Genomic DNA, 19,425 nt, shown 5'->3' on the forward strand with positions numbered 1-19,425 from the left:
GTCTCCAGTCGCGATCAAGACGCCCCGCGTGACCGCGGAGCACACGCGCAAGCAATCGAAAAAGTGTACGTTTTATGCTTTTCCGGACTCCGAATGAGTTCTACGCTCGTGTACAGATGGCGGGCGGAGGGCCGGCCAGTCGACCCTCCGCGGCCTGTAACGAGCGGAGGCGGAGATGAAAGCGTCGATACGGCGGTCCGCGATCTTCGCAAGCGCGGCTGCCCTTGTGATTGCCGTCTGCGGTTCGACCGGCACTGCCCGGGCGGATCCGGGCGATGGTGAGCTCCAGTTCGGCTACGTCCTGCCGGAGACAGGACAGCTGGCCTACCTCGGCCCGCCCCAGATCGAGTCGTTGAAGTTCGCGATAGAGAAGATCAACGACGCCGGAGGGGTCCTGGGCAAGCCCGTGCCTCCTGTGGTCTCCAGTGACGAGGCGGGCCAGGAGGCCGTTGCCGCGCAGTCGGCGGACCGGGTCCTCGCGGCAGGCGTGGACGCGATCGTCGGCGCCGCGGCTTCCGGCATGTCGCTGGCGTTCATCGACCGGGTGACCGGAGCGGGCGTCGTGCAGTGTTCGGGCTCGAACACCGCTCCCACCTTCACCGACTACGAGGACGACGGCTTCTACTTCCGTACCGTCCCGAGCGACGCGTTGCAGGGGCCCATTCTGGCTGATGTCGTCCGTGACGACGGCCACGACCGGGTGGCCCTGGTCGCACGGGCCGACGACTACGGGCGCGGCCTGATGGAGGCCACCCGGAAGACGCTGGAGGAACGTGGTGCGACGGTGACGCTCGCCGAGACCTACGACCCGAAGGCGACCAACTTCGACCAGGTCGTCCAGCAGATGGAGAACTCCAGGCCGGACGCCGCCGTGGTGATCGCCTTCGAGGAAGGCACCCAGATCCTGCAGGGCATGATCGAGTCCGGACTCGGGCCCGACCGGATCGGCGTCTACGGCGCCGACGGACTGCGCAGCGAGGAGCTGCCGTCTCTGGTCTCCCCGGGCCAGCCCGAGAAGCTCTCCGGGATGAAGGGGACCGCGCCGGCGTCGGCGTCGAACGAGCAGTACGTGAAGGACCTCATGGAATTCGCGCCGGACCTGAAGGAGCTGCAGTTCGCACCGCAGGTGTTCGACTGCGCGACGACGATCGCGCTCGCCGCCGAGAAGGCGGAGTCCGACGACCCCGGCGAGTACGTGAAGGAGATGAACGGGATCACCAAGGACGGCGAGAAGTGCAACTCGTTCGCCGCCTGCAAGGAGCTGCTCGCCGACGGCAGGGACATCGACTACAACGGTGTGAGCGGGCCGCTCGACTTCACCGACAACGGCGAACCCGGCCAGGCGACGATCGAGGTGTACGGCTACAACAACGAAGGAAAGCTGCAGACCCTGCGTACCGAGACCAGCACGGCCGAGGAGTGACGGGAGGACCGCCGGCGGGAGTCAACGGACGCGGGCGAGCGTGCCGAGGTAGAGCTCGATCACCTTCTCGTCGTGCAGCAGGGCCGTACCCGTGCCGGTGTACGCGTTGCGGCCCTGGTCGAGGACGTAGCCGCGGTCGCAGAGCTGCAGGCACCTGCGGGCGTTCTGCTCGACCATGAGCACGGCGACGCCCGCGCTGTTGATCATTCTGCACCGGTCGAAGACGTGGTCCTGATGGAGCGGTGACAGGCCGGCCGACGGCTCGTCGAGCAGCAGCAGCTGCGGCTCCATCATCAGCGCGCGGGCCATCGCGAGCATCTGGCGCTCGCCGCCGGACATCGCGCCGGCCTTCTGCTTGCGGCGGTCGGCCAGCACGGGGAAGAGCTCCTCGACCGCCGCGACCCGCCGCGCGTGGTCCTTGGGCCGCAGATACACGCCCATCCGCAGGTTCTCCTCGACGGTCAGCGTGGGGAACACGTTCTGCAGCTGCGGTACATAGCCCACGCCCCGCCGGACCAGCTCGTGCGCGGGCCGGCCGGTCACGTCCTCACCGCGCAGCCGCACGGTCCCGCCGCGCACCCGCAGCAGCCCGAAGACGGCCTTGACCAGCGTCGACTTGCCGGCGCCGTTGGGGCCGATCACGCCGACCACCTCGCCCGGCCGCACTTCGACGCTGCATCCGCGCAGCACGTCGACACCGGGGACGTAGCCGGCGACGATGTCGTCGGCCGCCAGCACCGGTGCCTGCTCCTCGGCGGACATCACTCCTCCTCCTTTCCCTTCTCCTTCTCCTTCTCCTCGGTCGCGTCCGGTTCGTCGTGCCGTTTGCCCAGGTAGGCGTCCACGACGGCGGCGTTGCGGCCGATCGTGTGCGGTGGGCCCTCGGCCACCAGGCGCCCGTCGGCCATGACGGCCACCCAGTCGCTGATGCCCATCACCACGTCCATGTCGTGCTCGACGAAGCACACCGTCAGCCCCTCGTCGCGCAGCTGGGTGATGTGTCCGAGCAGCGACTGGGTCAGCGCGGGGTTCACCCCGGCCATGGGCTCGTCGAGCAGGAGCATGACCGGCCGGGCCATCAACGCGCGGGCCAGCTCCAGCAGTTTGCGCTGACCGCCGGAGAGCGTGCCGGCGTGGTCGTCGCGCAGGGGCCCGAGCCGGAACCGGTCCAGCAGTTCGTCGGCCCGGCGCTCGATCTCCCGCTCCTGACCGCGCCACACCGGTCGCAGCAGCGCGGGCAGCACCCGCTCGCCGCGTTGCCCGGGCGCGGCGAGCAGCAGGTTCTCCAGCACCGTGAGCCGGGCGAGCGCCCTGGAGAGCTGGAACGTACGGACCAGTCCCCGCCGCGCCACCCGGTGAGCCGGGGAACCGGTGAGCGGCTGCCCTTCGAACGACCACCGGCCGCCGTCGGCCCGGTCGAACCCGCTCACCACGTTGAACAACGTGGTCTTGCCGGCGCCGTTGGGCCCGATGAGCGCCGTGATGGCCCCGCGCTGCACCTCCAGGTGCTCGACCCGCACGGCGACGAGGCCGCCGAAGGTGCGGGTCACCTGGTCCAGAACCAGCAGAGGGTCGGGCTTGCGCACGCCCGGCACGGGATCGATCGCGGAGAGCCGGCCCGGGTGGGACACGACACGGTCAGCGGCCACTGAGCAGCATCTCCTTCCGGCTGCCGAGGATGCCCTGTGGCCGGAACGCGACCAGCAGGATCAGGGCGATCCCGACCAGGGCGAAGCGCACCGCGCCGACCTCCGACGTGCTGATGAGGTCCGGCGAGATGTACTCGGCGTCGATGGCCTGGCGGAGCGCGCTGTCGAGGAAGCTGAGGACGAACCAGAACAGGATCGAGCCGACGACCGGCCCGAGGATCCGCCCGGCACCTCCGAGCACGAGGAGCGTGTACAGGAAGAACGTGACGGCCGGGTCGTAGTTGTCCGGGTTCACGGACTGCACCTGGATCGCCTGCATCATGCCCGCGACAGCCCCGATGACGCCGCCGAGCACCAGGCTCTGCATCTTGTACGCGTAGACGTTCTTGCCGAGGCTGCGCGCGGCGACCTCGTCCTCGCGGATCGACCGGATGACACGGCCCCACGGGCTGTGGATCAGCAGGGCGAGCAGAATTCCGACCACGAGCACCAGCGCCCATCCGACGATCATCACCCAGAGGTCGCGGGAGCTGAACCTCACGAGCCACACTCCGTAGGTGCCGGGCTCGATGGGGCTGAGCGCGTAGAAGTCGTTCGCGAACCTCTGCAGCCCGAACACCCCGCCGGTGACCGGCTCGGCCCAGCTGGAGCGGTAGAACAGCCGTAGCGTCTCCCCCGCCGCGATCGTGGTGATCGCGAGGTAGTCGGCGCGCAGCCGCAGGGTGGGCAGGCCGAGGAGCAGGGCCAGCACGATCGCGCAGGCGATTCCGCCCAGGACGCCGAGCCACATCGGGCCGTCGTACGTCGACACGGTGATGGCGAGTCCGTAGCCGCCGACCAGCATGAAGCCGACCTGGCCGAAGTTCAGCAGCCCCGTGTAACCGAAGTGCAGGTTCAGCCCCATCGCGGCGAGCGCGTAGACGGCGGCGATGGGGCCGATTCCCGAGCGCAGGGCGTCGGAGAGGATGGCCGAGAAGTCCATGGCGCACCCCTCATCCGACGCGTTCGGCCCGGCCGAGGATGCCCTGCGGCCGGACGAGGAGGACGAGGATGAGGACGAGCAGCGCCCAGGCGTACTGCAGGTCGACCGGGAACCACAGGGTGGACATCTGGGCGACGACGCCGATGACGAGGCTGCCGACCATCGCACCGTAGGCGGAGCCGAGGCCGCCCAGGATGATCCCCGCGAACATGAGCAGCAGGAGCTTGAAGCCCATGTCCCAGGTGACGATCTCCACCAGGCCGAAGAAGACCCCGCCGAGCGCGGCCAGTCCGCCGGCGAGCATCCACACGAACAGCACCACCCGCCGCACGTCGATGCCCGACGCCTCCGCGAGGTCCCGGTTGGCGGAGACGGCCCGGACGGCCGTTCCGATCCGCGTCTTCTGCAGGAGCGCGGCGATGCCGAGCAGCACCAGGACGGAGAGCAGGGTGACGGTGAGGTCCCGTGGGGTGATGCCGGCCGGCCCGAGGCCGATCGTGCTCTGGATGTCGTACTGGGCGTAGGAGGCGGGCCGGGTTCCGTACAGCACGAGCACGATGTGCCGCAGCAGCAGCGAGAGCCCGATGGTGACGATGAACATGTTGATCAGCCCGGTGCCCCGAGCCCGCAGCGGGCGCCAGATGCCGCGCTCGACCGCCCCGCCGAGCAGGGCGCCGAAGACCACCGCGGCGAGGGCGGCGGGGATCAGGTGCCAGCCCGGGCCGGCCGCGGAGGCGTTGAGGAAGAACGCGACGGTGGCGCCGATCGTGACGAACTCACCGTGCGCGAAGTTGATCAGGTGGATGGTGCCGAAGATCAGCGAGAGCCCGACCGCCGTGATCGCGATGATCACCCCGAACTGGATACCGTCGACCAGCGCCTGCAGAGCGCGCGCGGCGAACGTGGGCCCGCGCGGGACTTCCTCGCCCTGTGCACGCGTGGAGATCGCGGGCACCATCACAAGGACCAGGGCGAGGGCCGTCACGAGCATCCGCTGATAGCGCACGGTGGTTCCGGTACGTCACGAACGTCCCTTATGGGCTCAGTGTAAGCGCAGGTCGGGGCGGTGACACGGACAGTGCGCCCGGTGTGGGTGCCCACGGACAGCGGAGGATGCGGGATGGGTGACAGCGGGGACCTCGCGAGTGCGTACAACGACGACAGTGTGCTCTTCCGGGTCCTGCGCCACCTCGGCTGGGACAGCCTGGTCGACATCGGCTACTTCACGCTGCCCACCCTGCCGATCGTGGTCCTGGCCGGGCCGGTGCCCTTTCAGCGCCGCCTGGCTCGCCGGTCGCTGGCCTTGCTGGACGCCCGGCCCGGACAGCTCGTCCTGGACGCCGGATGCGGTCGCGGTGACACCACGGCACGGTTGGGCGCCGCGGGATGCCGGGCGCTGGGGGTGGACATCCAGCCCGCGCAGATCGACCAGGCACGTCGCCGCTTCGGCGACCGCGCGCGATTCGCCGTCGCCGACGCCACGGCTCTGCCGCGGGAGGCAGCGGAGATCCCGCTGACGGATGGTTCCTTCGATCGAGTGCACTGCCTGGAGGCCGCCTTCCACTTCGGCCATGAGGGCCGTAGGTCGTTCCTGAGCGAAAGCTTCCGGCTGCTCCGCCCGGGAGGCCGGCTCGTCCTCGTGGATGTCACGTCCCGTACGGATCAGCCGATCGAGACCCTCGACCCGAACGCCCTCGTACGCGGGACGTGGCGCTTCGACGACATCGAACCGTACGAGCGGTACCCGCTGACGGCTTCCGCCGCCGGCTTCACCACACGCCGGATCCTCGACTGGACCACCCCCGTACTCCACAGGGCAGCCCAACTCTGTGCCCTGTTCGCCGGCACCGCGTCCACCCGGGCCGGCCGACAGGCCCTGTGCCTGCGGTGGCCCGGCCTCAGAACACTCGACGCACAGGACTGGGACGAGGTCATCGCCGTCGTCCGAGCTCACCGGGCCATCGGGCGCGTCACTCGCTACACGGCGTACGTCCTCGACAAACCCGCGGACGGCTTCGCCGACGTTGCTGCCCCCGAGTAGGGCTCGACGCCCGCGCCCTCCGGGGGGGAACGCCTCCCGAGTGCGCCCGGCGGGACGCTTGCCGACCGGGCGCCCTCCTGTTTGACTCGCCGTTTGACGAGTCACGGGGGACGGCGCACTCAGGCCGAACGGGACGCGGTCACCGTCGAGATCGGGTACGCGCTGTGCAGGGCGGCGTTCGCGGCTGCGGTCGTCTTCGGGGCCGTGGCCGGTCCCGCGCTGCTCTTCGAGCTTCGGGACACGCAGGAGACCCTGCTGCTGCGCGCCGGACCGGTACTCGCGCCCGTGCTCTTCGTCGCCCGGGTCGTCAGTGTGCTGCTCCGGTTCCGGTCGGGGGCTCAGCCCAGCCAGCCCGGCCGCACCAGCCCCGACTCGTAGGCGAGCACGACCAGTTGGGCCCGGTCGCGGGCGCCGAGCTTCACCATGGTGCGGCTGACGTGGGTCTTCGCGGTGAGCGGGCTGACGACCAGACGGCGGGCGATCTCCTCGTTGGACAGGCCGATGCCGACCAGGGCCATCACCTCCCGCTCCCGATCGGTGAGCCCCGCCAGGGCGTCGGCCGCCGCGGGCTCCTTGGAGCGGGCCGCGAACTCTGCGATCAGCCGGCGCGTCACCCCCGGCGAGAGCAGTGCGTCGCCGGCGACCACCGCCCGTACCGCGCGCAGGAGTTCGTCCGGCTCGGTGTCCTTGACCAGGAAGCCGGAGGCACCCGAGCGGATCGCCTCGAAGACGTACTCGTCGAGTTCGAAGGTGGTGAGCATGACCACCTTGACGTCCTTCAGTCCCGCGTCCTCGGTGACCCTCCGGGTCGCGGCCAGGCCGTCCAGCGCGGGCATACGGATGTCCATCAGGACGACGTCGGGCCGCAGTTCGCGGATCCGGCGCACGGCCTCCTCGCCGTCGGCGGCCTCCGCGGCCACCTCGATGTCCGGCTGCGCGTCGAGCAGCGCCCGGAACCCTGCCCGGACCAGTGACTGGTCGTCGGCGAGCAGTACGCGAATCACCGGTCCTCCTTGCGTCGTCGTCCGGCCCGCTGTCGGCTCACTCGCCGGCGGACGCCGTCAGAGGCAGTACGGCGAGCACCCGGAAACCGCCGTCCGGGCGGGGCCCCGCCTCGATGGTGCCACCCAGTGCGGCGGCCCGCTCCCGCATACCGACCAGCCCGTTGCCGCTGCCGCCCGCGTCGGTACCGGTCGCGGGCCCGTCGTCGTCGACCCGCAGCCGCAGCACGTCCGCGTCGTGCGCGAGGCGCACGCGCGCGTGCCGCGAACCCGAGTGCCGTACGACGTTGGTCAGGGCCTCCTGGACGATCCGGAAGGCGGCGAGATCCGTGCCGGGCGCGAGGCGCGGCGGCTCTCCTTCCACCTCGACCGTGAGACCGGCGCTCGCCGCCTGCTCCACCAGCTCGGACAGCCGGTCGAGCCCGGGCGCCGGAGCGCGGGGCGCGGCACCGGGCGCACGGAGGGTGTCGAGCACCTGGCGCACCTCGCCGAGCGCTTCTTTGCTCTGGTCCTTGATCGTGGTGAGCGCAGTGCGGGCCTGCTCGGGGTCGGAGTCGAGGAGCGCGAGGCCGACCCCCGCCTGCACATTGATCACGGAGATGCTGTGCGCGAGGACGTCGTGCAGTTCCCGCGCGATCCGCAGCCGCTCCTCGTCGGCCCGCCGCCGCGCGGCCTCGGCACGCTCGGCCCGTTCCCGGACCCACTGCTCGCGCCGCACCCGGAACAGCTCCGACACCGCCGTGATCGCCACCACCCAGGTGGCGACGACGATCTCCTCGCCCCAGGAAGCGGCGGAGTCCCCCGACGGCGGCAGCCACTGATAGAGCCAGTGCGCCACCAGGACGTGCCCGGCCCAGAGCGTTCCCATCGCGGCCCACGCCGCCCAGCGGTGCCCGGCGACGATCGCGCTGAAGCACGCGAGAGCGACGGTGAGGAGCACCGGCCCGTACGGATATCCGGCCCCCAGGTAGAGCAACACGGCGCCCGCCGTGCCGAAGACCACGGCCACCGGATACCGCTTCCGCCACAGCAGCAGCCCCCCGGCCACCAGCAGCAGCACGCGCGCGAACGGGTCGAGCGCCGCCCGCTCGCCCTCCTGGCCGTGTGCGGCGAAGGTCGAGCCGACCAGCACGAAGACCGTGACCGCGACGGTGGACCGCCAGGGCCACCGGGGCGCACGGTCCCCCTCCCCCCACCGGTCCCACCACGGAGGCCCGTGGCGCCACCACTGCGGCGGGCCGCCCCGCGCGCGCTGCTCGTCCATACCGGCCACGCTAGACGCCGCCCGCCCGGGACGGCGTCACCCAGGCGTGGTGATCACGCGTACTCCCCGGGAAGTACACCATCGCCCGTTGTCAGGCTCCCTGACTTGCGTGGAGAGGATGCGAGATGACGTCGTCGGAGTCACCGGAGTTCGACCACCTCCTGCACTGCGTGCCCGACGTGGGGTCCGCCGTCGCCGCCTACGCGGCCGCCGGGCTTCCCGGGCACACCAATCCGGCGTATCTGGGCTTTCAGAACGGTGCGTGGCGCTTGGACGTGCGCTACGTCGAGATCCTCGGCATCGTCGACCGAGCCGTGTTCGCCGGGTCTCCGTACGGCAAGGCCATGACGCCGATGATGCCGTTCGTCGACGAGCTCCTCGCGGCCGGCGGCGGTGCGCTCAACTTCGCGATCGACGTCACCGATATCTGCGCGACCGCGGACCGTCTGCGGAGCGACGGCCATGAGGTCGAGCTGGTGACGTTCGCCCGGGAGGGCTCGCCCGTCTCCTTCCGGGAGGCGTTCATCGCGGACGCCCCGCGCTGGGCGCCGTTCTTCATCAGCTACACGCCCGACCGCCAGGTCATCCTGGACACGTACCGCGGCGGCGGAGGCAACCGCGGCGACCACGACCTCGCGGGTTTCGTGATCGAGACCCCGGACCCCGCCGCGTCGGCCGCCTGGCTGAGCCGGCTCACGGGTGTCCCGGCCGCCGAGCCGACCGTCGTGCCGCTGCCCGGAGCGCACGTGCACTTCACCTCCGGTCCTGCGGACCGGATCACCACGCTTCTCCTGAGCGAGGGCACCCCGCCCAGCGCCGACATCAGCGGCCTGGCGCTGCGCCCTCGGTAGGTCCGGGTACCAGCCCCACTCCCCGGGCGAGTCGCCCCACCGCGTGGCGGAAGAACGGCTCCCGGTCCTCCACCACCCGGTGGAACTGACCGAACAGCTCGAAGCCGACCAGGCCGTACAGCTGAGCCCAGGCCGCGACGAGAGCTGTCACCGCCTCCGGAGGGAGGTCGGGCGCGAGGTCGGCGGCGATCCGTTCGGCCTCCGGGCGCAGCTCGGACGGCAGTGAGGGTCCGGCCAGGCCGGAGCCGCGGTGGGCGTCGCGTGCGATGCCGATGAGCAGGAGGCCGACGCGGGCGGCAGCCGGGACGGTGGTGTCGGGGGCGGTGTAGCCGGGCACGGGCGATCCGTAGATCAGCGCGTACTCGTGGGGGTGGTCCAGCGCCCAGCCCCGCACCGCCTCACAGACCGCGATCCATCGGCGGAAGGGGTCGGCCGCCGGCTCATGGGCCGCCTCGGCCCGCTCGCCGAGGGAGTCGTAGGCGTCGATGATGAGTGCGGTCAGCAGGTCGTCACGGCTGGGGAAGTAGCGGTACAGCGCGGAGGAGACCATGCCGAGCTCACGGGCCACGGCCCGCAGGGAGAGCCTGGCGGCGCCCTCGGCCGCGAGCTGTCTGCGGGCCTCGTCCTTGATGGCCGCGGTGACTTCGATCCTGGCCCGGGCACGGGCGCCGTGTGCGGTGCTCATGCGGGGAAGTGTGCCACGAAAGCAGAGCAGTGCACACAAACGAGAGCAGTGCTCTTGCTCTGAAGCGCCGACCTCGGGCAGACTGACCCCAGCGAGAGAGCAGTGCTCACAAAAGAGAGCAGCGCTCCCTGGCCGACGACAACGAGAGCACCGCTCCATCACACAGAGACCAGGGGGACCCCATGTCCACACACGTCCAGAAGCCCGGATGGGTCACCGTCAACGTCCTCAACCGCTTCGTGGCGTGGATGACCCGCCGCGGCATCAGCGTCTGGGGCTCCCGTGTCCTCGCCGTCCGCGGCCGCAAGAGCGGCCAGTGGCGCACCACCCCGGTCAACCTGATGACCCTGGACGGCCGGCAGTACCTGGTGGCGCCCCGCGGCCATGTCCAGTGGACGCACAACATGCGCGCCGCGGGCGGCGGCGAGCTGCACCTCGGCAAGCACGTGGACACGTTCACCGCGGCCGAGGTGGCCGACGACGACAAGACCCCGATCCTGCGCGCCTACCTCAAGCGCTGGAAGGCGGAGGTCGGGGTCTTCTTCAACGGAGTGGGCCCGGACTCCCCGGACGACGAGCTGCGCCGGATCGCGCCCGACCACCCGGTCTTCGAGATCACGGTGACGAGCTGACCTCGCCGTCCGTCGTGGGACGGCGGTCCACCGCCGTCAGCGCCCGCTGGGCCATGGGATGGGTGCGGACGATCTCGCCCAGCGACGTCGCGCCCCGCGTGATGTCCTTGAAGCCCTTCCAGGCCGGGCGGAAGCTCATCAGTGCCGCGTGGAACAGACCGGGGCGACGCTCGAACGCGGTCAGCAGCCGCTTGCCGACGCTCATCTCCACACCGAGCCCGGCCTTGACCGCGAACGCGTAGTTGAGGGCCTGCCGGCGCGTGTCCACGGCGTCGTGCGCCTCGGCGATCCGCACCGCCCACTCCCCCGCGAGCCGGCCGGACCGCAGCGCGAAGGAGATGCCCTCGCGGGTCCACGGCTCCAGCAGCCCCGCCGCGTCGCCGCAGACCAGTACCCGGCCGCGCGAAAGCGGCGAGTCGTCGGCCCGGCAGCGGGTCAAGTGCCCGGAGGAGATGCTCGGTTCGAAGCCGGCGAGGCCCAGCCGGCCGATGAAGTCCTCCAAGTACCGCTTCGTCGCGGCGCCTTCGCCCCTGGCGGAGATCACTCCGACCGTCAGGGTGTCGCCCTTGGGGAAGACCCAGCCGTAACTGCCGGGAATCGGGCCCCAGTCGATGAGCACCCGCCCCTTCCAGTCCTCGGCGACGGTCTCCGGCACCGGGATCTCCGCCTCCAGGCCGAGATCCACCTGGTCGACCTTGACGCCGACATGCGCCCCTATGCGGCTGGCGCTGCCGTCCGCCCCGACCACGGCCCGCGCGAGCAGGACCTCGCCGCCCTGCAGGACGACGGCGACGGTGCGCCGGTCCGGCACCTCCGAGCCGTGCTGCTCGACCCGCTGGACGGTGACGCCCGTACGCAGTTCGGCGCCCGCCTTCTGCGCGTGCTCGACGAGCCGCTGGTCGAACTCGGGCCGGTTGATCAGCCCGAACAGCATCTGCTTGGACCGGCGGGTCCGCGTGAAGCGGCCGTTGTGCGAGAACGTCACCGCGTGCACCCGGTCCTTGAGCGGCAACTCGAAGCCGGGCGGGAGCGCGTCGCGCGAGGGGCCGATGATGCCGCCCCCGCACGTCTTGTACCGCGGCAACTCCGCCTTCTCCAGCAACAGCACGCGTCTCCCGGCGACCGCCGCCGCGTACGCGGCCGAAGCTCCCGCGGGTCCCGCACCCACCACGACGACGTCCCACACCTGCCGCGCGTCGTCCGCCGAAGAGTTCTCGCTGCTCACGATGGTCTACTGCTCCCGATCAAGCCGCCTGCCCTGCTGTCTCCCGCATCCTACGGCGGACCTGGTCACAGCCCGCTGTGGGAGGATCTACAGCACCCACTGCTTCAACGTCGCACCCACAAGGAGCGTGCCCATGTCGTCGAATCCGGTCGCCGAGACCGTCGCCTCGCTGATGCCGAGGGCGAAGGCGGAACTCACCGAACTGGTGGCCTTCCGGTCGGTGGCGGACTTCGGCCAGTTCCCGAGGAGTGAGAGCGAGGGCGCCGCCCGCTGGGTCGCGGACGCGCTCGCCGCCGAGGGTTTCCAGGACGTGGCCCTGCTCGACACCCCCGACGGCACGCAGTCGGTCTACGGCTACCTCCCCGGCCCGGAGGGTGCCAAGACCGTCCTGCTCTACGCCCACTACGACGTGCAGCCCCCGCTGGACGAGGCCGGCTGGACCACCCCGCCGTTCGAGCTGACCGAGCGGGACGGACGCTGGTACGGGCGTGGCTCCGCCGACTGCAAGGGCGGTGTGATCATGCATCTGCTGGCGCTGCGGGCGCTGAAGGCGAACGGCGGCGTGCCCGTCCACGTCAAGGTGATCGTCGAAGGCTCGGAGGAGCAGGGCACGGGCGGTCTGGAGCGGTACGCCGAGGAGCACCCGGGCCTGCTGGAGGCCGACACGATCGTCATCGGCGACGCGGGCAACTTCCGCGTCGGCATGCCGACGGTGACCTCCACGCTGCGCGGCATGACCCTCGTCCGCGTCGGCGTCGACACGCTCGCGGGCAATCTGCACTCCGGCCAGTTCGGCGGTGCCGCGCCCGACGCGCTCGCCGCCCTGATCCGCGTCCTGGACTCGCTGCGCGCCGAGGACGGTTCGACGACCGTCGAGGGGCTCTCGTCGGACACGTCCTGGGAGGGGTTGCAGTACGACGAGGAGCAGTTCCGGCAGGACGCCAAGGTGCTGGACGGCGTCGAGCTGATCGGGTCCGGCACGGTCGCCGACCGCATCTGGTCGCGCCCGGCCGTCACGGTCCTCGGCATCGACTGCCCGCCCGTCGTCGGCGCCACCCCGTCCGTGCAGGCGAGCGCCCGCGCGCTGATCAGCCTGCGGGTGCCGCCGGGCGTGGACGCGGGCGCGGCGACCAAGCTGCTCCAGGCCCACCTGGAGGCGCACACCCCGTGGGGCGCGCGCGTGAGCACCGAGCAGATCGGCGAGGGCCAGGCCTTCCGCGCCGACACCACCAGCCCCGCCTACCAGGCCATGGCCGCCGCGATGTCGGTGGCGTACCCGGGCCAGGAGATGCAGTACGCGGGCCAGGGCGGCTCCATCCCGCTGTGCAACACCCTCGCCGCCCTCTACCCGCGTGCGGAGATCCTGCTCATCGGGCTGAGCGAGCCGGAGGCCCAGATCCACGCGGTGAACGAGAGCGTGTCCCCCGAGGAACTGGAGCGGCTGTCGGTGGCGGAGGCACTGTTCCTGCGCACCTACGCGGCGAGCTGACCGCTCTGCCCTGCGGTCAGTACCCCTCCTTCGGCTCCGCCAGCGCCGGGTCCAGGACGATGTCCTCGGCGCGTGGCGCGACCGTCGGCTCCTCGGGGAAGTGGCAGGCGGTCAGATGGCCCGCGGGGCTGCCCTCGACGCGCACCAGCGGCGGTTCCTCGGTGGCGCACCTGTCCTGGGCCTTCCAGCAGCGGGTGCGGAAGCGGCAGCCGGAGGGCGGGTCGATCGGTGACGGCACGTCCCCGGCCAACCGGATGCGTTCGCGCCGCTCCGTGGCGTCCGGGTCGGCCTCGGGTACGGCGGACAGCAGCGCGTGCGTGTAGGGGTGCCGTGGGCGGGTGTAGAGGGACTCACGGTCGGCGACCTCGACGATCTTGCCGAGGTACATCACGGCGACCCGTTCGGAGAAGTGCCGTACGACGGCGAGGTCGTGGGCGATGAAGACGAAGGCGATGCCGAACTCCCGCTGGAGGTCCTGGAGCAGGTTGACGACCTGCGCCTGGATGGAGACGTCCAGCGCGGAGACGGGCTCGTCGGCGACGATCAGCTTCGGCCGCAGGGCGAGGGCGCGGGCGATGCCGATGCGCTGGCGCTGGCCTCCGGAGAACTCGTTGGGGTAGCGGTTGTAGTGCTCGGGGTTGAGGCCCACGGTCTCCAGGAGTTCCTGGACGCGCCGCTTGTGGCCCTGGGACGGGTTGATGCCGTTGAGCCGCATCGGCGTCTCGATGATGGTGCCCACGGTGTGCCGGGGGTTCAGCGACGAGTACGGGTCCTGGAAGATCATCTGGAGGTTGCGGCGGGCCTCCCGCATCCGGGCGGCGGGCCGGTGGGTGATGTCCTCACCGTCGAACAGGACGGACCCGCTGGTGGGTTCGAGCAGCCGGGTGATCAGGCGGCCCGTGGTCGACTTCCCGCAGCCGGACTCGCCGACCAGGCCGAGCGACTCGCCGGGTCCGACCGTGAAGTCGATGCCGTCGACGGCTCGGACGGCCCCGATCTGCCGCTGGAAGATGATGCCCTGCCGGAGGGGGAAGTGCTTCTGCAGACCGCGCACTTCGAGGAGGTTCTCGCCGGTGGGGCGGTCGGTCGTTGGCCCGGTGAGGGGCTGGGTGGTGCTCACGGCATGCTCCCTTTCGTCCGCCGCCGTCACTGCGCGGCCCGTGCGGCCGCGGCACCGAGGTCGTCCGGGCCGGCTCCGCCGCGGATCTCCTGCTTGGCCTCGTCGGTGAGATGACACGCGGCGAGGTGCCCCGCGGTGCCGGAGACGAGGCGCAGCTCGGGCCGTTCCACGGTGCACCGCCCCTCCGGCACCCAGCCCTTGTAGGCGCAGCGGGGGCTGAAGGAGCAGCCGTCCGGCAGGTTGATCAGGCTCGGCGGTGTGCCGGGGATCGGATTCAGCCGCTCGCCGACGTCGCCGGTGAGGTGCGGCATCGACTGCAACAGGCCCCAGGTGTAGGGGTGCTGAGGCTGTTTGAGCACCTCGCGGGTGGTGCCGTACTCGATCCGGCGGCCGCCGTACATCACCAGGATGTCGTCGGCGACGTCGGAGACCACGCCGAGGTCGTGCGTGATGATGACGACGGCGGAGCCGAACTCCTCCTGCAGGTCGCGGATCAGGTCGAGGATCTGCGCCTGGACGGTGACGTCCAGGGCGGTGGTGGGTTCGTCGGCGATGAGCAGGGCGGGGTCGCAGACCAGCGACATGGCGATCATGGCGCGCTGCCGCATACCGCCGGAGAACTGGTGCGGATAGTCCCTGACGCGGCGCTCGGGCTGCGGGATGCCGACCCGCTTCAGCATCTCCACCGCCCGCTCCCTGCTCTCCTTCCTGGAGACCTTGTGGTGCACGCGGTAGGCCTCGGCGATCTGGGCGCCGACGGTGAAGAAGGGGTGCAGCGCGGACAGCGGGTCCTGGAAGATCATGGAGACCGTACGGCCGCGCAGTTCGCGCATCTCGGCCTCGGGCAGGGCGACGAGTTCCCTGCCCTCGAGGCGGATCTCTCCGGAGACCCGGGCGCGGGTGCCCTTGTGCAGTCCGAGCAGGGCCAGCGAGGTCACCGACTTGCCGGAGCCGGACTCCCCGACGATGCCGAGGGTCCTGCCCTTCTCCAGGGTGAAGGAGACGCCGTCGACGGACTTGACGACGCCGTCCTCGGTCGGGAAGTGCACCCTCAGGTCGCGTACGTCGAGGAAGGGTGCGGGTGCGGGCGTGACGTCCGCGGGCTGCGGTGAGGTCTGAACGGACACGGGTGTTCCTAAGGACGAGGAAGGGCTCAGGCGAGGCGTACGCGCGGGTCGACGAGGCCGTACACCAGGTCGACGACGACGTTGGCGAGGACGACGAACGTCGCCGCGAAGAGCGTGGTGCCGAGGATGACCGGCAGGTCGGAGTTCTGGACGGAGTCGACGGCGAGCTTGCCGATGCCGTTGATGCCGAAGACCGACTCGGTGATGACCGCGGAGCCGCCGATCAGGGAGCCGACGTCCATGCCGAAGATGGTGATGATCGGGGTGATGGCGGCCCGCAGCCCGTGCTTGAGGACGACGGTGGCGGCCGGCAGGCCCTTGGCGCGGGCGGTGCGCATGTAGTCCTCGGCGAAGACCTCCAGCATGGAGGAGCGGGTGAGCCGGGTGTACATCGCGAGGTAGACGATGACCAGGGTGGTCCACGGCAGGATCAGCCCCTGGAACCAGCCGGCCGGGTCCTCGGTGATCGGTGTGTAGCCGGAGGTCGGCAGGATCTGGAACTTGTCGACGAAGAGGTACAGCAGGAGCAGGCCGATGAAGTAGATCTGCACCGACACGCCGAACAGGGCCAGTCCGACCGCCGCCTTGTCGGCGGCCCTGCCCCTGCGGACCGCGGCGACGGTGCCGAGGCCGACCCCCAGGATCAGGAACGCCACCGCGGCGCCGAGACCGAGGGAGAGGTCCGCCGGGAAGTCCTGGAGCAGTGTCGTCAGGACGGGTGTGTCGGTCTGGAAGGAGACGCCGAGGCAGGGCGCGCCGCAGTGGATGCGGACGCTCTGGTCGCCGAAGTCACGGCCGGCGACCAGCCCCTTGAGGAACTCCCAGTACTGCGTCAGGTAGCCCTGGTCCAGGCCCAGCGAGTGTTTGATCTCCGCGAGGCGAGAGGGGGAGCAGGTCTTTCCGCAGGCCAGGAGTGCGGGGTCGGACGGCAGCGCGAAGAAGATGAAGAAGGTGATCGTGGTGATCACCAGCATGATCACGGCCGCTGCCAGCAGGCGTCTGATGAGGTAACGAAACATGGGGTGCCGGGACCTGACGTGAGTGGGAGGCCCGCCGGCGGCCGGAACCGCCGGCGGGGTTCAGAGGAGATGCGTCAGTGCTTGACGTAGACGTGGACCAGGCTCGGCTCGGCCAGGATCGTGTCGGGGATGACACCGCCGACCTTGGAGCCGGACATGTCGCTGAAGTTCATGTACATCAGCGGGACCACGGCGGCGTCCTTCAGGACCTGCTGGTCCATCCGGCCGTAGGTGGCGTTGCGCTGCTCGACGTCCGTCATCGTGGCGGCCTTGTCGATCAGCGCGTTGACCTTCGGGTCGTTCAGGTACGACAGGTCCTGGTTGGCCTGCGGGTTCTTCTTGATGAGCCGGCCGTCGAAGAGGGTGGGCAGCACCGTGGAGGCGTTCGGCCAGTCGGCGATCCAGTCGCCCCAGGTCAGGTCGTACTGGTTCTTCGTGTTGTTGACGGTGCTGAAGTAGTTCGACGCGTCGATCGGGGAGATGTTGACGTGGATGCCGATGCGCTCCAGGGCGGTCTTCACCGCGTCGGCGAAGTGCTCCTGGGTGGGTGTGTTCTCGACGGCGATCGACATGCTGGGCTTCGGGTTGCCCGCCTGCTTCATCAGCGCCTTGGCCTTGGCGAGGTTGCCCGCCGGGTTCGCGCTGTACTGGTTGAACTTCTGGTAGCCGCCGATGCCCGGGCTCAGCATGGTGGTGGCGTAGTCGCCGTACGCGGAGCCGCCGAAGGCGCCGCGGACCGTGGTCTTGTCGACGGCGTACTCGATCGCCTGGCGGACCTTGAGGTCCTTGACGCGGGTGGTGTTGATGGCCAGGTAGTTGATGCCGGGCGCGGGAATCTTGTAGTAACGGCTCTTCAAGGAGGGGTCGTTGGCGAGCTGGGACAGGTCGGAGCCCGCTATCGGCCACTGCTGGATCGAGGTCTGGGCGGTTCCGGCGTCGGCCTTGATCTGCTGGTCGATGGCCGACTCGTCCTGGCCGAACCTGACGTCCATCTCGTCGACGTTCTGCTGCCGGATCGGGTCGGTCGCCTGGGACCAGTTCTTGTTCCGGGTGAGGACCAGTTCCTTGTTCTTGGTGTACGACTTGATCATGTACGGGCCGTCGGACCACACATGGGTGTCATAGGTCGAGCCGGTGTCATGGGCCTTGGGCACGGCCGCCCAGCCGGTCATCGTGGTGGTCTCGTTGAAGTCGGCCACCGGCTGGTTCAGATGGAAGACAATGGTGTACTTGTCCGGCGTCTGGATGGAGTCGAGCTCCTTGCCCTGGTACGGGCCCTTGTAGTCGGCGCCGCCGACGAGCCACTGGGCCGCGTAGGGCGGGCCGCCGTTGATGTCGGAGGAGAAGAACCGCTCGACGCCGTACTTGACGTCCGGTGCGGTGACCTCGGTGCCGTCCTGGTACTTGACGCCGTGCCGCAGGTGGAAGGTCCAGACGGTGGCGCCCTTGCTGGGCGTTCCGGTGTCGGTGGCCAGGTCGCCGACCAGTTTGGGCTTCGAACCCGTCTCGTCCCAGCCCGTCAGGTCCCGGACGATCTCCTGGTCCATGCTCGAGCCCTCGGTCGTGTAGACGCGCTGGGGGTCGAGGTGGTCGAAGTCCGCCTTGTTCAGGACGGTCAGCGTGCCGCCCTTGCCGGGGGCGCCACTGCCGCTGTTGCTGGAGGACCCTCCGCATGCGGTGGCCCCCAGGGCGATCACCACGGCGGAGGCCGTGAGAGCGACCGTGCGCGATCTGCGCGTGCTGCGCGTCATTGAGGAAACTCCTTCTTGCTACGGGCACGGCGGCCGTTCGTGGGACCGCCGGGCCGATACTCGGGGGGGGGTGGTTCGGTCAGCCGCGCCGGGCGCGGGGATCCAGGGCGTCCCGGACGCCGTCCCCGAGGAGGTTGAGCGCCAGGACCAGGAGGAAGAGCAGGACGCCGGGCACGAAGAGGTACATCGGGTCCTGGAGGAAGAACTGGGAGGCGTCCGAGAGCAGGGCTCCCCAGTCGGGGTTGGGCGGGATGACGCCGACGCCCAGGTACGACAGGGCCGCCTCGGTGGTGATGTTCTGCGGGACGGCCAGCGCGAAGGAGATCAGGATCGGTGCCCACAGGTTGGGCAGCAGCTGCCGGAAGAGGATGTGCCGCCGGCCGGCGCTCATCAGCCGCGCGGCGTCGACGAACTCCCGTTCGCGCAGGGACAGCACCTGTCCGCGCACCAGGCGGGCGGTGTAGGCCCAGGCGAAGACGGCGATGTTGAGGACCAGGACGAGGAGGCGGAGGTTCTCGTCGGTGCCGCCGTGGGTGTTGGTCTGCAGCGCGTTCTGGATCACCGGGGTGAGCGCGATGATGAAGAGCAGCTGAGGGAACGCCAGCATCACGTCCATGACCCGGGACAGCAGGGAGTCGACCCAGCCGCCGAAGTAGCCGGCCGCGAGCCCCGCGACGACACCGACCACGGTGGACAGCACGGCCGAGGCGAAGCCCACGTACAGGGAGGTGCGCAGGCCGTAGACGATGCGGGCGAACAGGTCGTAGCCCGTGCCCGGTTCGACGCCGAGCAGGTGCTGGGCGCTGATGCCGCCCAGCGACCCGTAGGGGAAGTTGCCCGTGTCCGGGTTGATCGCCTTGTTGTCGGGGGTGATCGGTCCCCAGCTGGTCAGCGCGGTGAGGACCGGCGCGAGCAGGGCGATCACGATGAACAGGACGGTGGCCGCGAGGGCGGCCGTGGTGACCTTGTCCCGCCTGATCCGCCGCCAGGCCATGCGGGCCGGTGAGCGGCCGGCGACGATCGGGCCGCCGGGTCTGCTGTCCTGCGTCGACGGCTCGGTCAGCAGCGCGGTGCCGCCGCCGGTGTCGACCGGCTGGTGTTGCGTGGTCATCGTACGGACATCCCGGATCTGCCCCTGAGGCAAGGAAATTGAGTGGCGGTCGTGA

The 19,425-nt window shown here is 70.4% G+C and carries 19 protein-coding genes; 6 read left to right on the forward strand and 13 right to left on the reverse strand.

Annotated features, from left to right (window positions below; translation table 11 throughout):
- Positions 1-175 precede the first annotated feature (175 nt).
- The gene (locus OHU35_RS04435; protein WP_189724085.1) at positions 176-1,423 is read left to right on the forward strand and encodes an ABC transporter substrate-binding protein; all 1,248 of its coding nucleotides are present in this window, start codon (positions 176-178) and stop codon (positions 1,421-1,423) included.
- Positions 1,424-1,444: 21 nt separating this feature from the next.
- Here OHU35_RS04435 and OHU35_RS04440 read toward each other — a convergent pair whose 3' ends face one another.
- From OHU35_RS04440 to OHU35_RS04455, 4 genes are read right to left on the reverse strand one after another with little or no spacing between them, the layout of a single operon-like run.
- A complete protein-coding gene (locus OHU35_RS04440) occupies positions 1,445-2,185 on the reverse strand; it encodes an ABC transporter ATP-binding protein (RefSeq protein ID WP_189724086.1) in 741 nt (246 codons plus the stop codon).
- A complete protein-coding gene (locus OHU35_RS04445) occupies positions 2,185-3,072 on the reverse strand; it encodes an ABC transporter ATP-binding protein (RefSeq protein WP_405504747.1) in 888 nt (295 codons plus the stop codon). Before OHU35_RS04445 ends, OHU35_RS04440 begins: the two co-directional genes overlap by 1 nt.
- A complete protein-coding gene (locus OHU35_RS04450; protein ID WP_405504749.1) occupies positions 3,062-4,054 on the reverse strand; it encodes a branched-chain amino acid ABC transporter permease in 993 nt (330 codons plus the stop codon). Before OHU35_RS04450 ends, OHU35_RS04445 begins: the two co-directional genes overlap by 11 nt.
- A 10-nt stretch (positions 4,055-4,064) precedes the next feature.
- Positions 4,065-5,060: a branched-chain amino acid ABC transporter permease gene (locus tag OHU35_RS04455; RefSeq protein WP_405504751.1), complete on the reverse strand. Its 996-nt coding sequence runs from the start codon at positions 5,058-5,060 to the stop codon at positions 4,065-4,067.
- Positions 5,061-5,174: 114 nt separating this feature from the next.
- Between OHU35_RS04455 and OHU35_RS04460 the strand changes: the two genes are divergently transcribed.
- Together OHU35_RS04460 and OHU35_RS04465 are read left to right on the forward strand one after the other, a co-directional pair.
- Complete coding sequence (locus tag OHU35_RS04460) at positions 5,175-6,095, forward strand: SAM-dependent methyltransferase (protein WP_405504753.1); 921 nt, start codon at positions 5,175-5,177, stop codon at positions 6,093-6,095.
- Positions 6,096-6,188: 93 nt separating this feature from the next.
- Positions 6,189-6,473, forward strand: coding sequence for a DUF6332 family protein (locus OHU35_RS04465; RefSeq protein ID WP_405504754.1), 285 nt, complete (start codon positions 6,189-6,191; stop codon positions 6,471-6,473).
- Here the strand turns inward: OHU35_RS04465 and OHU35_RS04470 are convergent.
- Together OHU35_RS04470 and OHU35_RS04475 are read right to left on the reverse strand one after the other, a co-directional pair.
- Positions 6,434-7,099 carry a response regulator gene (locus OHU35_RS04470; protein ID WP_405504756.1) on the reverse strand — a complete coding sequence of 222 codons (666 nt, stop codon included), beginning with the start codon at positions 7,097-7,099 and terminating at the stop codon, positions 6,434-6,436. The genes OHU35_RS04465 and OHU35_RS04470 overlap by 40 nt on opposite strands.
- A 37-nt stretch (positions 7,100-7,136) precedes the next feature.
- Positions 7,137-8,360, reverse strand: coding sequence for a sensor histidine kinase (locus OHU35_RS04475; protein WP_405504758.1), 1,224 nt, complete (start codon positions 8,358-8,360; stop codon positions 7,137-7,139).
- 125 nt (positions 8,361-8,485) lie between these two features.
- Here OHU35_RS04475 and OHU35_RS04480 point away from each other — a divergent pair, with 125 nt between their 5' ends.
- Positions 8,486-9,211 carry a VOC family protein gene (locus OHU35_RS04480; RefSeq protein WP_405504760.1) on the forward strand — a complete coding sequence of 242 codons (726 nt, stop codon included), beginning with the start codon at positions 8,486-8,488 and terminating at the stop codon, positions 9,209-9,211.
- Here OHU35_RS04480 and OHU35_RS04485 read toward each other — a convergent pair.
- Positions 9,183-9,896, reverse strand: coding sequence for a TetR/AcrR family transcriptional regulator (locus tag OHU35_RS04485; RefSeq protein ID WP_189724094.1), 714 nt, complete (start codon positions 9,894-9,896; stop codon positions 9,183-9,185). The two genes, OHU35_RS04480 and OHU35_RS04485, sit on opposite strands and share 29 nt — an antisense overlap.
- Before the next feature lie 182 nt (positions 9,897-10,078).
- On the opposite strand from OHU35_RS04485, the gene OHU35_RS04490 reads away from it, so the two are divergent.
- The gene (locus tag OHU35_RS04490) at positions 10,079-10,528 is read left to right on the forward strand and encodes a nitroreductase family deazaflavin-dependent oxidoreductase (protein ID WP_189724095.1); all 450 of its coding nucleotides are present in this window, start codon (positions 10,079-10,081) and stop codon (positions 10,526-10,528) included.
- Here OHU35_RS04490 and OHU35_RS04495 read toward each other — a convergent pair.
- A complete protein-coding gene (locus OHU35_RS04495) occupies positions 10,512-11,753 on the reverse strand; it encodes a geranylgeranyl reductase family protein (protein WP_359895568.1) in 1,242 nt (413 codons plus the stop codon). The genes OHU35_RS04490 and OHU35_RS04495 overlap by 17 nt on opposite strands.
- Positions 11,754-11,886: 133 nt before the next feature.
- Between OHU35_RS04495 and OHU35_RS04500 the strand changes: the two genes are divergently transcribed.
- Positions 11,887-13,242, forward strand: a complete 1,356-nt coding sequence (locus tag OHU35_RS04500) for a dipeptidase (protein ID WP_405504763.1) — start codon at positions 11,887-11,889, stop codon at positions 13,240-13,242.
- A gap of 16 nt (positions 13,243-13,258) precedes the next feature.
- Here the strand turns inward: OHU35_RS04500 and OHU35_RS04505 are convergent, their stop codons facing one another.
- From OHU35_RS04505 to OHU35_RS04525, 5 genes are all read right to left on the reverse strand, one after another.
- Positions 13,259-14,362, reverse strand: a complete 1,104-nt coding sequence (locus OHU35_RS04505) for a dipeptide ABC transporter ATP-binding protein (protein WP_359895566.1) — start codon at positions 14,360-14,362, stop codon at positions 13,259-13,261.
- 26 nt (positions 14,363-14,388) lie between these two features.
- Positions 14,389-15,489, reverse strand: coding sequence for an ABC transporter ATP-binding protein (locus OHU35_RS04510; RefSeq protein ID WP_405504765.1), 1,101 nt, complete (start codon positions 15,487-15,489; stop codon positions 14,389-14,391).
- Between the two features lie 26 nt (positions 15,490-15,515).
- Positions 15,516-16,508: an ABC transporter permease gene (locus tag OHU35_RS04515; RefSeq protein WP_189724100.1), complete on the reverse strand. Its 993-nt coding sequence runs from the start codon at positions 16,506-16,508 to the stop codon at positions 15,516-15,518.
- A gap of 74 nt (positions 16,509-16,582) precedes the next feature.
- Positions 16,583-18,259 carry an ABC transporter substrate-binding protein gene (locus OHU35_RS04520; RefSeq protein WP_405504767.1) on the reverse strand — a complete coding sequence of 559 codons (1,677 nt, stop codon included), beginning with the start codon at positions 18,257-18,259 and terminating at the stop codon, positions 16,583-16,585.
- A gap of 79 nt (positions 18,260-18,338) precedes the next feature.
- Entirely contained in the window at positions 18,339-19,370 is a 1,032-nt protein-coding gene (locus tag OHU35_RS04525; RefSeq protein ID WP_189724102.1) for an ABC transporter permease, read from the reverse strand.
- Between the last annotated feature and the right edge of the window lie 55 nt (positions 19,371-19,425).

Source organism: Streptomyces purpurascens, assembly GCF_045040895.1.
GTDB classification, from domain to species: domain Bacteria; phylum Actinomycetota; class Actinomycetes; order Streptomycetales; family Streptomycetaceae; genus Streptomyces; species Streptomyces purpurascens.